We start from the raw sequence: 13,248 nt of genomic DNA on the forward strand, positions 1-13,248 counted from the left end.
AAGCCAACGCTCACAGGAGTGAGAGCAGGCTTGCCTGCGAAAAACCTAACCTACCGAACACGAATCTTGGGATCACCCGCACCCCGTCGCAGGTTCGCCAGAAACCCTTCCAGCGGTGCCGGTTCGGCAATGTGAGGCAACGCGTCTTTATCCGGGCGCTGTGCCCAGAACGCGTCCCATGACGGGAACAACTCGTGAAAACTCCCCGCGTAAGGCTCACGCCCCGGCCAGCGCATTTTCAAGCCACCAATCGGTGGTTTGTTCAAGTCGGTGGCATACCAGTAACACGGTAAACGCCGACGGAAGCACCAGCGGCCGTCGATACGCTCATAGTCATCCCAATACAGCATCTGCATGATGACCCACTCAGGGCCGGTCTCATGCTCGTTCTTGGAGTAGACCACGCCAGTGGCATGGTCCGGATCGCTGAACTCGATGATGTGCTGCCCCAAGTGATGAGACGTGCCGTGAAACTGTTTGCGCATGGTCTCGTCCAACCAGGCCTTGAGGTGCGCGCGCCCGCTCTTGTCACGACCAACCCGAACATCCGGGGCGAAGCAGTTGGCCATGGCGTCCATGTCGCGCATGTCCAACGCCAACGCGTACTTGCCGGCCAGTTGGCGAATGGCATCCAGCGATTCCAGACGGTCGATCCGTTCAAGCAGTGAGGTCGAATCCATATTCATCAATCCAGCACCGTGTACAGGTCGGAACTACGCCCGCCGTCCACTGCCAGGCTCGCACCGGTGATGTAGGACGCCTCATCGCTGGCCAGGAAGAGAATCGCGTTAGCCAGTTCCACCGGCAGGCCGACACGCTTCATGGGGATGACTTTTTCGGTGTTGCTGCGGGTTTTGTCGTCGCTGAGCATGCCGGCGGTCGCCGGGGTGTCGACCACGCCCGGGATGATCACGTTGCAGCGGATGTTGTTGGGTGCGCCTTCACTGGCGGCGGCACGGCTGAAGTTGATCACCGCCGCTTTGGCCGCTGAGTAGCCCGCCATCCAGGCGGTACCGAACAGGCCGCAGATGGAGGCAATATTGACGATGGCACCACCGCCCTGTGCCTTCATCAATTGCATGGCGGTACGGGTACCCCAGAAGGTGCCGTCCACGGTGGTGGCGAAGTTGGCGTGCCAGTCTGCCGTAGACATCGTGTCGATGCCGCCCCAGGTGTAGGCCATCGCGTTGTTGACCAGGATATCCAGGCGACCATGACGTTGCGCTGCAGCTTCAAGTGCGCCGACATAGGCCTGCTCATCACTCACATCCGCAACGGCGATTTCAGCGCGACCACCCAGCCCGAGGATCTTCTCCTGGACGCCTTGCAACGGTTCGGCACGTCGGCCACACAACACCACCGTGGCGCCCTCCTCGGCGAACCGCAACGCAGTGGCTTCACCGATACCGGAACCTGCGCCGGTGACAAAGGCAATTTTTCCTTCCAGACGCTTGCTCATAGGTCACTCCTCTCTCAGATAAAGGCCATGCCGCCGTTGACCGCAATGTTCTGCCCTGTCATGAAGCTGGCGTCTTCGCTGGCCAGGAATACCGCGACACGGGCGATTTCGTCGGTTTCGCACATGCGTCCCAACGGTACGTTCTTGAGCAGCGCCTGCATGTGTTCGTCGGGAATGCCGGCCATCATCGGTGTGTTGGTCGGGCCGGGTACCAGGGTGTTGACGCGAATGCCACTGGCAGCAAGGTCGCGGGCGATCGAGCGGGTCAGGCCCATGACGCCGGCTTTCGACGCGCAGTAGTGGCTAGGCCCTTCACCGGTCAGTGCGGCCGTACTGGAGAGGTTGATGATGACGCCCTTGCGAGCCCCCTTGACCATCAACCTGGCACCTTCGCGGCAGCACAGGAAGGTCCCGCCCAGGTTGACATTGATCACCCGCGCCCAGCTTTCGTCCGGCGTGTCGAGGAAACTGTCGAGGGCACCGACACCGGCATTGTTGACGAGGATGTCGAGGCCACCAAAGTGTTGTTCGGTCTGCCCCATGGCATCGGCAACCGATCCACTGTCGGCAACGTTGCAGGCCAAGGCCAGCACACTGTCACCGAGGTCTGCGAGGCTTTCAGCCAAGGCTGGCAGGTTGAGATCAACCGCCACCACCTTCGCCCCTTCGGCGACGAACCGACGCACGATGGCCTGGCCCATACCTTGTCCTGCGCCTGTCACGAAGGCCACTTTATTGAGCAACTTCATTGCGTTCTCCTGGATTGACGAGCATCGCAACCCGCTGCAGGTGCAGCGAGCCAGTCACCTGCATGATTAGCTGCCACCCCGATACGAACATCGTCCGATAGGACTAACGGCACGCCGATCGGCGTGGTCTGAACGGACGATGCCATCAGGACCACGGCAGCCCAGGATCTGTTCTGCGCAAACCGGGCCGGGCATCAGCATCCCCTTCAGGCATCAATGTGGCCCGGCCGGTAAGCGCCTCATGAACCCGCAGACTCTGGAGAACCCCCATGAATCAAGCCGTAGACCTGCCATTGCCTACAGGCCATTACGCGACCCTGCCCAACGGCCTGCGCCTGCACTACCTGGACGAAGGCAGCGGCCCGGTGGTGCTGTGGCTGCATGGCAGCGGACCGGGCGCCAGTGGTTTCAGCAATTTCAAAGGTAACTACCCAGCATTCGTCGAGGCCGGTTACCGCAACATCCTGCTGGACTTACCGGGTTTCGGGCGTTCGGACAAACCCGACGATGTGCAGTACAACCTGGACTTCTTCGTCGACTGTGTGGGCACTTTCCTGACGGAAATCGGCGTAGAACGCTGCACGATGCTGGGCAATTCCCTGGGGGGTGCGATTGCCCTGGGGCTGGCACTGCGTTATCCATCACTGGCAGAGCGCCTGATTCTGCTGGCACCCGGTGGCGTCGAAGAACGCGAGACCTACTTCCAGATGCAAGGCATCGTGCGCATGGTCAACCTGTTCAACGCCGGGCCGATAGGCCTGGAAGAAATGCGCAGCATGATGCGCCTGCAACTGTTCGATGACTCGATCCTGCCAGAGAGCCTGCTGCTGGAACGCGTAGCGGTCGCGGTGACGCAACCGAAGAACCTGTTCAGCACCATGATGGTGCCCAACATGGAAGCCCGCCTGGGCGAGATCAGGTGCCCGATCCTGGGCTTCTGGGGCAGCAACGACAACTTCAACCCGGTCAGCGGTGTCCAGCGCATTATCGACGGAGCCGAAAACGCCCGCTTCATTGTGCTCAACCGCTGCGGGCATTGGGTGCAGGTCGAACATCCCGAGCTGTTCAACCGCAGCTGCATCGACTTCCTGCAGCACGGCTGAGCCTGGGAACAGGGGCTACACCCGCTGTAGCCTCACCGAGATGCACCCAGGATGCGCTGACCTACAAGGGCTCACGCATCCTGGCGGTGCCAGGGTAGAACAAGCCGCCCTACTGGGCCGCTGCCGGTTGCCGGTTCAGCTCGGCATCGCCGGGCTTGCCCAGTACGCACGAGGTGCCGCCTGGCGTGTACATCATGGCCACGCAGCGGTTGCAGGCGGTGCAGATCGAGTTCTTGCTCGCCCCGCTGGCCAGTTTGTTGACGTAGTCTTGCTCCGCCAACAACACCCGCCCCATGGCGATCAGGTCAAAGCCCTCGGCCATGATCCGCTCGATACTGTTGAGGCTCTTCGCACCGCCCAGATAGGCCAGCGGCATCTTCACCGCGGCACGCACCTTGCGAGCATGCTCAAGCAGGTAAAGCTCTCGGAACTCCACCTTGGGATCGGTCAGTCGCTGAATGGCCATCGCCAGGGCGATCACCGGGTTTTTCTGCTGGACGCGATTCTCCTTGGGAAACGAGGAGCCAAACATGGTGGTAATCGACTCGGCGTTCATGCCGGCACTGAGCACCAGCAGGTGCGCGCCCTCCTGTTCCAGCATGCGGGCAATCTGGGCACCATCCTCGGCGCTGTTACCGCTGCGTACGCCTTCGGTAATGCTGTACTTGCAAATCACGGCCATGTCCCGACCAACCGCATCGAGTACCGCTCGCAGCACACGACGCGGAAAACGCAGACGGTTTTCCAGGCTGCCGCCGTATTGGTCACGACGCTTGTTGTACAGCGGCGAAATGAACTGGCTGAGCAGGTAGCCGTGCCCCATGTGAATTTCCACGGCGTCGAATCCGGCCTGCCGGGCCAGCCGCGCACCGCGAGCGAAATCCTGCACAACCTGCTGCATATCGCCCTCATTCATCGCTTGTTTGAGGAACATGCCGCTCATCATGCCGATCTTGTTGAAACCGCCACTGGCGGACAGCGGACGCGGGGTGGAGCGTTCACGAATAAAGGTAAAACAGCCTCCATGGGTGATCTGCGCACTGGCCAGCCCACCTTCGCGGTGTACCGCATCGGTCAACGCCTTGAAGTGCGGCAGGCTCTCAGGCGCCAGGATCAGTTGATTGGGCAGCGTGCGACCATCGCGGCTCACGGCACAATAGGCCACGGTGGTCAGCGCTGTGCCACCATTGGCCAGGGCGGCATGCAGTTTGACCAATTGCTTGGAGGGCACGCCCTGGGCACTCATGCCCTCATTGGTCGCCGCCTTGATGAAACGGTTTTTTAACGTCAGCGGGCCAATGGTAATGGGGCTGAACGGTGACGGTGTCGGATGAAGGTTCATGGCAGACCCTTTTTTGGCAGCAGATTATCGGAGAATACCGGCCACGCCTGCCTGGGCGCAGGGCATGGCCGGTCGTGCATCAGAAGGTGTACTTGGCGTTGAACGACAGGTAGTCGCGGTCAGCCAACAGGCGCCCTTGAGCGACATCCGGCGAACTCAGGTAAGCGACATAGGTCAGGCCCACCTGGAAGTTGCCCAGGTACTTGAAGTCGCCGCCAACGGTGAGGCGCTTTTCATCACGGCCCAGGCCCTGGTAGGCACTGCCGTCGACGTTCTGCGTCCAGACCACCTTGGTGGTCAGGTCCAGGCCATCGCTGATTGCCGGATAATCCATGTAGGCCCCCACGCCAAGCAGGGTCGAACCGCGGGTCTGGGTATTGGATTCAAACTGGTTGAATGTCCCGTCGATACCGGGACCGCCACCGCTGACCACCAACGTGTCGACCCCTTCGATACGCTGATGCACCACTTCGCCGAGGAAGGTGGTCTGCTGGGCCAGGAAGCTTGGGCCCAGGATGTAGGTAGCGTTGAGGTTGGCCTGCCAGAGCTGCCCGGTCGTCGGTGCACCATTGTTCAGATAAACCGAGGCACCATCGCGGTAACTCAAGTCACCGGCATACTGTACCGAGTCGCCGATCTTGGAGCTGAAGCTGATTCCCGTCAGCTCGACATCCTCGAAATAGCCCAACCGGTAGGCCGGCGCAACTGCCGTGTTCGAGCGCTCGCCGATGCTCTTGAGCGAGGAGTACTGGGTACTGCCGCTGAAGTCGAAAAAGATCGACCCGACCCGCTCGTGGTAGCGGTAATGGAACAGCCCCACTTCGGTGTTTTCGGTGAGCCGGTAGCGCGCGCCAAGCCCCCACTGACCACTGTCGCGGGCATCGACTTCACCGGCATAGTTGACGCCGGTAAAGGTCTTGTCCGGCAGGCTGTTGATCACCCCCGCGTTGAGCCGGAAGAACTCGGCGCCCGGGCCGAAGTAATCGCTGCCGAAGTAGTCACCCACCGGGTTGAGCTGGGTCTTCTCCCACTCGTACTGATAGTAACCGACCAGCGCCAGGTCTTCGTTGAGCGACCAGGACGCGGACACCTGCCCCACCGGCAGGTAGGAGTCCTTGGCTTCGGTGCCTGGCACGTTGAACTTGGTAGCGTCCACCGGCGCCTGCCCCTGGCTGATGTTCGGCCAGAACAGGCTTTCACCCCAGGCCACCAGGTGACGACCGGCCTTGACCGACAGGTACTGGCTGTCGGCGACATCGAAGTTGCCGTAGACATAGGCATCGAGCAGGCGCGCCTTGCTCCCGCTCAGGCGACGGGTGTCTTCGCTGAAGCCGTTGGCCCGACCGATCTTGTTCACGGTATCCGGCGAATCGTTGTCGTTGCGCTCGTGGTAGACGTCATCGTAGAAATGACTACCGCGCAGCACTGCGCCGAGATTGTCGTGCTTGAGCAGCAGCTCACCAAACAGGCTGACCCGGTTGTTGATCATCGAGCCACGGTCGAAGTTGCGCGTACCGTCGTCGTTGTTCAGGTCGTTGAGGTATTGCTGGGCAGGCTTGGCGGTACGCACCGACGCGGTGTAGTTGACGGTCAGCGACGAGTCCAGCGTGGTGTTTTCTCCCAACTCGATGGTGGGCCCGGCGCTGGCCGTACCGCTGGCCAGCGCAACGGCCACGGCCAGCAGGCAGTGCCGGCGAGTACCGTTAGCCGCGTTGAGCGCCGCAGGGTTCAACGTAGACATGCTCCTCTCCTTTCTTGTTGTTTTCCGGTTTGCTGGCCCAGTCTGAAAAACTGCCTGGGCCTGCGCATCGTCCGTTTGGTTATGTCGGCCTGTTGCCCGTCAGCCTGGATTGATCGCAGCGCGCAGTTCGTTCTTGGCAACCTTGTTCGAGGGGTTGAGTGGCAGCGCATCGAAGAAGCGCACCAGACGGGGTACCTTGTAGTTGGCCATCCGTTCACGGCTCCAACTGATCAACGCGCTTTCGTCCAGCGTCTGGCCTTCACGCAACACCACACAGGCACACCCCACTTCACCCATGCGTGCGTCCGCAACGCCGATGACGGCAACCTGGGCAATGGCCGGGTGGGCGATCAATGCGGCTTCGATTTCCGCCGGGTAGCAGTTGAAGCCACCCACGATGTACATGTCTTTCAGGCGGTCGGTGATGATCAGGTTGCCCGCTTCATCCAGGCGCCCGACGTCGCCGGTGTGCAGCCAGCCGTCAGCATCGATGGCTTCGGCGGTAGCCTCGGGGTTCTCGAAATAGCCCTGCATGACATGAAAGCCGCGCAAGCAGATTTCGCCGGTTTCGCCATTGGCCAAGGCGTGGTTGTGCGGGTCGCGGATGCTCACTTCGGTACCGGCAATCGGCCGCCCGCTGGTGCCGGCGATCACCTGCGCCGAATCCTGCGGGTCGCACAGGGTCGCCAGGCCGCCGCATTCGGTCAGCCCGTAGGCGGTGGTCACCACCCTGAAACCCAGCTCGTTGCGCATGCGCTCGATCAGGCTCGGCGGGATACTGGCCGAGCCGGTTACGGCAATCCGCAAGCTGGACAGGTCGGTTTCGGCCAAACGAGGGTGGGCCAGCAGTGAGAGGTAAAGGGTCGGGGCACCGGGCAAGACGCTGATGCGCTCATTGGCAATACGCTGGAACACCGCATCAGCATCGAACACCGCATGCGGCAGGATGGTTGCCCCGGCAATCAGACAGGTCAACCAACCAGCCTTGTAGCCAAAGGCATGAAAGAACGGGTTGACGATCAGGTAGCGGTCACCCGGCACCAGGCCAATCACCTTGACGTACTCGCTGAATGCCCGCAGGTTCTGCCCGTGGCCGCTCATTACGCCCTTGGGTTTGCCCGTGGTACCCGAGGTGAAGAGCAGATCGCACATCGCCTGCGGCTCAATGGCCAGCGCACGACGTCGCGCCGCCTCGGTGTCGTAGGTGGCAGCCCCCAGCAGAAACTGCTGGAAGCTCAGATCGCCCGAGCGCAGCGGCGTGTCACTAGCCAACACCACCAGATGCTCAAGGCTGGCGGGTCGATAGGGCTCAAGCATCGCCGGGTAATCGACGTCGAGAAAGCGCTGCTGAACGAACAGCACCCGGCAGCCACTGCGCGCCAGTACATCGGCCGCCTCGGTGCCTTTCATGCGGGTGTTGATCGGCACCAGCACCGCACCGGCACAGTGGATACCCAAAGCCGCCAGGATCCAGTCCCGGCTGTTCGGTGCCCATATGCCAACCCGGTCACCGGCCTGAATGCCCAGCGCCATCAGGCCACGGGTGATGGTCAGCGCCTGATTGGGCAGTTCGGCGTAGTCCGTGCACTGGCCATTCTCTTCAATGGCGGTATGCCCAGCGAACCGCTCGGCGCTGGAGAACAGTAATTGGGCAATGGTGGTCGGCGCATCGAGCACCGGCGGGGAACACTTCAGGCTCTGATTCATCGTAGGCTCGGTCATCTGCATCATTCGGGAAAGCGGATACGCAGTTGCGCGCTGGTCGGCACGGCCTGGCAGGCGAGGATCCAGCCCTCGGCCAACTCGTTGTCATCCAGGGCATCGTTGTGCAGCAGTTCGACGTCGCCGCTTTCCAGGGTGCACATGCACGAGGCGCAGCCACCGACACGGCACGCACTCGGCGGGTTCAGGCCGGCGCGTTGCATCGCTGCCAGCAGGGTTTCGCCGCTGTCGCAGGCCAGGTTGTGCTCCTCACCGTCCAGGCGAACGGCAAGTTGCGCGGCTACGGCAGCCTCACTGCTGGTGACCACTGGCAACTCACCCTCGCCCGGCAACGACACGAAGCGTTCTACATGCACCCTGGCATCGGGCATGCCCAGACTTTTCAGGGCGCTGACCGCAGCGTCCATAAACGGGCCTGGGCCGCAGATGAACGCCTGCGCATCAATGAACGGCCGGGCCAGTTCGGCCAGTTGCCCGACCGCCGGAATGCCCTGTACCGAATCCAGCCAATGGACGATTTGCAGGCGCTGTGGATGAGCACTGGCCAGAAACCTGAGCTCATCGCGAAAAATCACCGAGCCCTCGTCACGGTTCGCATAAATCAGCAGGATCCGCCCCTGCCCCGCCAGTAATGCCGAACGCAGAATTGACAGCACTGGTGTTACGCCGCTACCGCCACCAAAGAGCAGCAGGTCGCTGTCGAGGTTACGCGGCACGAACACGCCTGCTGGTGGCAGCACCTGCAAGGTCTGCCCCTCCTGCAGCTCAGTGCAGAGCCAGTTCGAGGCGCGGCCTTCATGCACGCGCTTGACCGTCACACGCAAGGGCTCATCCAGCATCGGCGTACTGGACAATGAGTAACAGCGGGGCAACCAGCCATCTTCAAACGGGACACGCAGCGTCAGGAATTGACCGGGGCGATAACGAAAGCGTTCGGCCAGGTGCTCGGGTACGTCGAACACCAGAGAGCGCGCGTCGGCCGTTTCCTCGATCACCCGCGCCACGCGCAGGGCAAGATAATCATTCATAGGTCAGGTACTCATTAACACCCGCCTGCGAGAGACAGGCGGGTGTAGACGCGATGGCGTTAGAACGGCCGGGCAGCCTCAGACGTACGGGTCCGGGTTGGGCAAGCCCAATTGCACCGCACCGAAGGCGCGACCGTAGGCCATGAAGTTGTTGGCGATGTGCCCACGGGCCTGGTGCAGGTCACGGAACAGCCGGGCAACCGGGTTGGTGTTGTACAGACCGGACGCCGCCATGCTGCGCAGCAGGTCATTCACCTTGTCGGCACAGACGTTGGTCACGTAGGCGGACTGGTAGCGATACAACAAGCGGGTTTCGGTGTCCGGGTATTCGCCGGCCCTGGCCAGGCTCATGAGGTGCTCGTAGTTGCGCTCCAGCACCAGCTTCAGGCTGTCGACGGTAATCGTCGCTTCAGCCACCGCGGTTTGCGCCACGGGGTCATCCGCCGTGCGTGCACCATGCTTGCCGATGTGCTTGGCGGCATTGGCGCGGAACTCATTGATCGCCCCTTGCAGCGCGCCGATGGCCGAGGTCGAGACCGCGCGGGAGAACACCTGGGCAAACGGAATCGCATAGATCGGGTTGGTGTTGACCAGACGCCCTGGCGTGGCCTCGATGGTGCAGTTGTTGGTGCGCTGAACCCGGTGCGCCGGCACAAACACATCCTCGACCAGAATGTCGTGGCTGCCGGTACCGCGCAGCCCGAGTACATCCCAGTTGCGCTGAATGCGGTAGTCGCTGCGAGGCAGCAGGAAGGTGCCGTGCTCCGCCGCAACATCACCCTCGGCGGGCAGGATGCCACCCAGCAGCACCCATTGGCAGTGCTCGCTGCCACTGGAGAAGCTCCACTGGCCGCTGATGCGATAACCACCCTCGACCACTGTCACCTTGGCCGACGGCATATAGGTCGAGGAAATCAGGGCCTCATGATCGTTGCCCCAGACCTCACGCTGGGCTTCGACAGGGTAGCGCGCCAACTGCCACGGGTGGACCCCCATCACACCGTAGATCCAGGCCGTGGACATGCAGCCTTCGGCAAGAATCATCTGGATTTCAAAGAAGGTTCGCGGGTCGACTTCATAGCCTCCGAACGCACGCGGCTGCAAGGCACGCAGCAGCCCGGCCGATTGCAATTCGGCAATGCTTTCGTCCGGGACCTTCAAGTCGCGGTCAGCCTGCGCCGTACGCTCCTTGAGTGCCGGCACAAGGCGCCGCGCACGTTCGATCAGTTCGATTTCGTCCTGGGTCCTTTCTCGCATGCTTTGCATCACTCAATTCTCCCAATCTCGCTGCGCCGGTGCGCGAGCCGTGATTGATCATCGGGGCGAGTGACGGATCGTTCATCGTCAAAGCGGACTAGGACACCGCGCTGCCGCAAAGGGCGCGGGTCACCTGCGTTAGTCCATTGAGACGATGCAGCCGCGAGTCAGTCTCGGGATATTCGATACATTGAAAACCGGTTCAACCCAACCCCTACCTTGAGGAAGGACAGCCCATGAGTATCCTGCAGCGTTTCCACCTGGACGGTAGCGTCGCCATCGTCACCGGCAGTGGCCGAGGCATTGGCCGCGCCATCGCGCTGGCCTATGCCGAAGCGGGTGCCGATGTCGTCTGTTCCGCGCGCTCGCTTGAGGATGTGCAACGCGTTGCCGAGGAAGTGCGCGCCTTGGGCCGACGCGCCCTGGCCATCGCCTGCGATGTCAACGACAGCGAGCAGCGCAAGGCGCTGGTCAGCCAGAGCCATGAGCAGATGGGGCGCATCACTCATCTGGTAAACAACGTCGGTGGTGGCGGCCCCAACGATCCACTAAGCATGAGCCCAGAGCAGTTCGACGAGATCCTGCGGTTCAACGTGTCCACCGCCTACGCCTTCTGCCAACTGTGCGTGCCACTGATGCGTGAGGCCGGTGGCGGCAATATCGTCAACATCAGTTCGGTAGCCGCCCGCTACTCACAGCGGCACTTCAGCGCTTACGGCGCCGCCAAGGCAGCCCTGAGCCACTTGACCCGCTTGCTGGCACAGGATTTTGCCCCACTGGTGCGGGTCAACGCTGTCGCGCCCGGCCCCACCCTGACCGAAGCGCTGAACGGCGTGATGCCGGCGGCCATGCGCCAGACCATGGAAGCCAATACCCCGCTCAAATGCCTGGGCAGCCCGGAAGATATCGCCGCCGCGGCCCTGTACCTGGCCAGCCCCGCTTCGGCCTGGGTCAGCGGAAAAATCATCGATGTCGACGGCGGCGCGGACTCCACGGTCTGGCCCGGCTGAACATCGCCGTTTTTTGGCCGGCGCCCTGAGCCCGTTGGGCCCGGCCCTTTTATTTCCTTCATACAGAGCACCCCGTCATGGACGCCCACTTGATCAACGCACTCGGTGACGAACTGTTCAACGCCCTGCGCACACGCCAGACGCTCGCCCCCCTGACCCGCCGCTACCCGCACATCACCCTTGAGCAGGCCTACCGGATTTCCCTGCATTTTTTGCAACGCCGCGAAGCCCTCGGTGAACGTGTCATCGGTAAGAAAATCGGTGTCACCAGCCGCGCGGTACAAGAAATGCTCGATGTCCACCAACCGGACTTCGGCTTCCTCACCGATGCCATGCAGGTCGACGACGGCAGCGATGTCAGCCTGGCCCGCTACAACCTGATTCAGCCGCGCGCCGAAGGCGAAATCGCCTTTATTCTCGGCGAAGACCTCCAAGGCCCGGGTATCAACGCCGAAGACGTGCTGGCGGCAAGCCAATACGTGGTGCCGTGCTTCGAGATTGTCGACTCGCGTATCGACAACTGGCAGATCCGTATTCAGGACACCGTGGCCGACAACGCCTCCTGCGGCGTGTTCGCCCTCGGCCCACAGCGCATCGACCCTCGCGGGCTGGACCTGGCCCGGGTCGAAATGCAGATGTCCAAGAACGGCCAACCGGCGGGCAGCGGCCTGGGTTCGGCGGTGCAAGGCCATCCGTGTGCGGCGGTGGCCTGGCTGGCCAACACCCTGGGTGAGCTCGGCATCCCGTTTCGCCGGGGCGAAATCATCCTTTCGGGAGCTTTGGCACCGCTCGTTCCGGTTGTGGCGGGCGACCGCATCAGCCTTTCCATGAGTGGCCTGGGCCAGACCAGCCTGCGCTTCGTGCCCTGAGTGAACCCTACGCAATCCCTCCCCTGGAGCCATAGACAATGAGCAAGAAGATCAAATGCGCGCTGATCGGGCCGGGCAACATCGGCACCGACCTGCTGTACAAACTGATGCGCAGTGAGGTGCTTGAGCCGGTCTGGATGGTCGGTATCGATGCCACCTCCGAGGGCCTCGCACGGGCACGTGAGCTGGGCCTGAAAACCACCGCTGACGGGGTCGACGGCTTGTTGCCCCACGTTATCGAAGACCAGGTGCAGATCGCCTTCGACGCCACATCCGCCTATGTTCACGAGCAGAACTCACGCAAACTCAATGCGCTGGGGGTGTTGATGATCGACCTGACCCCTGCTGCCATCGGCCCCTACTGCGTACCACCGGTCAACCTGAAGACCAACCTCGGCCTGGGCGTGATGAACGTCAACATGGTCACCTGCGGCGGCCAGGCCACCATTCCGCTGGTCGCGGCAGTATCCAGCGTGCAGCCGGTGGAATACGCCGAAATCATTGCAACCGCGGCCTCCAAATCGGTCGGCCCGGGCACGCGCAAGAACATCGACGAGTTCACCCGCACCACATCCAGCGCGGTCGAACAGGTCGGCGGTGCGAAAAAGGGCAAGGCGATCATCATCATCAACCCCGCCGAGCCACCACTGATCATGCGCGACACCGTGCATTGCCTGACCGAAACGGAACCCGACCAGGCAGCCATCACCGCCGCTATCGAGGCAATGATCCTGCAGGTGCAGCGCTATGTCCCCGGCTACAAGTTGGTAAATGGCCCGGTATTCGAGGGCAACCGCGTCTCGGTGTTCATGGAAGTCGAAGGCCTGGGCGACTACCTGCCCAAGTACGCCGGCAACCTCGACATCATGACCGCCGCCGCAGCGCGTACCGCCGAAATGTTCGCCGAAGAAATCCTCAAGGGCGAACTGGTCCTGCACGCCACCCACGCACAACCCGCCCTTGCCTGA

The 13,248-nt window shown here is 62.1% G+C and carries 12 protein-coding genes; 4 read left to right on the forward strand and 8 right to left on the reverse strand.

Features of this window, described 5'->3' with window-relative positions; genetic code table 11:
* Positions 1-50 precede the first annotated feature (50 nt).
* The 3 genes from ACZ9H3_RS05955 to ACZ9H3_RS05965 are packed head-to-tail and all read right to left on the reverse strand — an operon-like array spanning position 51 to position 2,208.
* Positions 51-686, reverse strand: a complete 636-nt coding sequence (locus ACZ9H3_RS05955) for a nuclear transport factor 2 family protein (RefSeq protein ID WP_371918199.1) — start codon at positions 684-686, stop codon at positions 51-53.
* Positions 686-1,459: an SDR family NAD(P)-dependent oxidoreductase gene (locus ACZ9H3_RS05960; protein WP_330523402.1), complete on the reverse strand. Its 774-nt coding sequence runs from the start codon at positions 1,457-1,459 to the stop codon at positions 686-688. Before ACZ9H3_RS05960 ends, ACZ9H3_RS05955 begins: the two co-directional genes overlap by 1 nt.
* Before the next feature lie 14 nt (positions 1,460-1,473).
* The gene (locus ACZ9H3_RS05965) at positions 1,474-2,208 is read right to left on the reverse strand and encodes an SDR family NAD(P)-dependent oxidoreductase (RefSeq protein WP_330523401.1); all 735 of its coding nucleotides are present in this window, start codon (positions 2,206-2,208) and stop codon (positions 1,474-1,476) included.
* A gap of 269 nt (positions 2,209-2,477) precedes the next feature.
* Between ACZ9H3_RS05965 and ACZ9H3_RS05970 the strand changes: the two genes are divergently transcribed.
* Entirely contained in the window at positions 2,478-3,311 is an 834-nt protein-coding gene (locus ACZ9H3_RS05970) for an alpha/beta fold hydrolase (protein WP_330523400.1), read from the forward strand.
* A gap of 109 nt (positions 3,312-3,420) precedes the next feature.
* On the opposite strand, the gene ACZ9H3_RS05975 is transcribed toward ACZ9H3_RS05970, so the two are convergent.
* From ACZ9H3_RS05975 to ACZ9H3_RS05995, 5 genes are all read right to left on the reverse strand, one after another.
* A complete protein-coding gene (locus ACZ9H3_RS05975) occupies positions 3,421-4,653 on the reverse strand; it encodes an NADH:flavin oxidoreductase (protein WP_102051889.1) in 1,233 nt (410 codons plus the stop codon).
* A gap of 79 nt (positions 4,654-4,732) precedes the next feature.
* On the reverse strand, positions 4,733-6,394 hold the full coding sequence (locus tag ACZ9H3_RS05980) for a DUF1302 domain-containing protein (protein WP_102051890.1): 1,662 nt from the start codon (positions 6,392-6,394) through the stop codon (positions 4,733-4,735).
* A 99-nt stretch (positions 6,395-6,493) separates the two neighbouring features.
* Positions 6,494-8,101, reverse strand: coding sequence for a FadD3 family acyl-CoA ligase (locus tag ACZ9H3_RS05985; protein WP_476220101.1), 1,608 nt, complete (start codon positions 8,099-8,101; stop codon positions 6,494-6,496).
* Positions 8,102-8,121: 20 nt separating this feature from the next.
* Positions 8,122-9,144, reverse strand: a complete 1,023-nt coding sequence (locus tag ACZ9H3_RS05990; RefSeq protein WP_476220102.1) for a 2Fe-2S iron-sulfur cluster-binding protein — start codon at positions 9,142-9,144, stop codon at positions 8,122-8,124.
* Positions 9,145-9,222: 78 nt separating this feature from the next.
* Positions 9,223-10,410 (reverse strand): acyl-CoA dehydrogenase family protein, encoded by a 1,188-nt coding sequence (locus tag ACZ9H3_RS05995; protein WP_330523395.1) that lies wholly within the window; start codon positions 10,408-10,410, stop codon positions 9,223-9,225.
* Between the two features lie 227 nt (positions 10,411-10,637).
* Between ACZ9H3_RS05995 and ACZ9H3_RS06000 the strand changes: the two genes are divergently transcribed.
* The 3 genes from ACZ9H3_RS06000 (at position 10,638) to ACZ9H3_RS06010 (ending at position 13,248) form a co-directional block, all read left to right on the forward strand.
* Positions 10,638-11,411 carry a glucose 1-dehydrogenase gene (locus tag ACZ9H3_RS06000; protein WP_065761214.1) on the forward strand — a complete coding sequence of 258 codons (774 nt, stop codon included), beginning with the start codon at positions 10,638-10,640 and terminating at the stop codon, positions 11,409-11,411.
* 77 nt (positions 11,412-11,488) lie between these two features.
* Positions 11,489-12,280: a fumarylacetoacetate hydrolase family protein gene (locus ACZ9H3_RS06005; protein ID WP_476220103.1), complete on the forward strand. Its 792-nt coding sequence runs from the start codon at positions 11,489-11,491 to the stop codon at positions 12,278-12,280.
* 38 nt (positions 12,281-12,318) lie between these two features.
* A complete protein-coding gene (locus ACZ9H3_RS06010) occupies positions 12,319-13,248 on the forward strand; it encodes an acetaldehyde dehydrogenase (acetylating) (protein WP_065761216.1) in 930 nt (309 codons plus the stop codon).

Source organism: Pseudomonas sp. TE3910, from assembly GCF_056279025.1.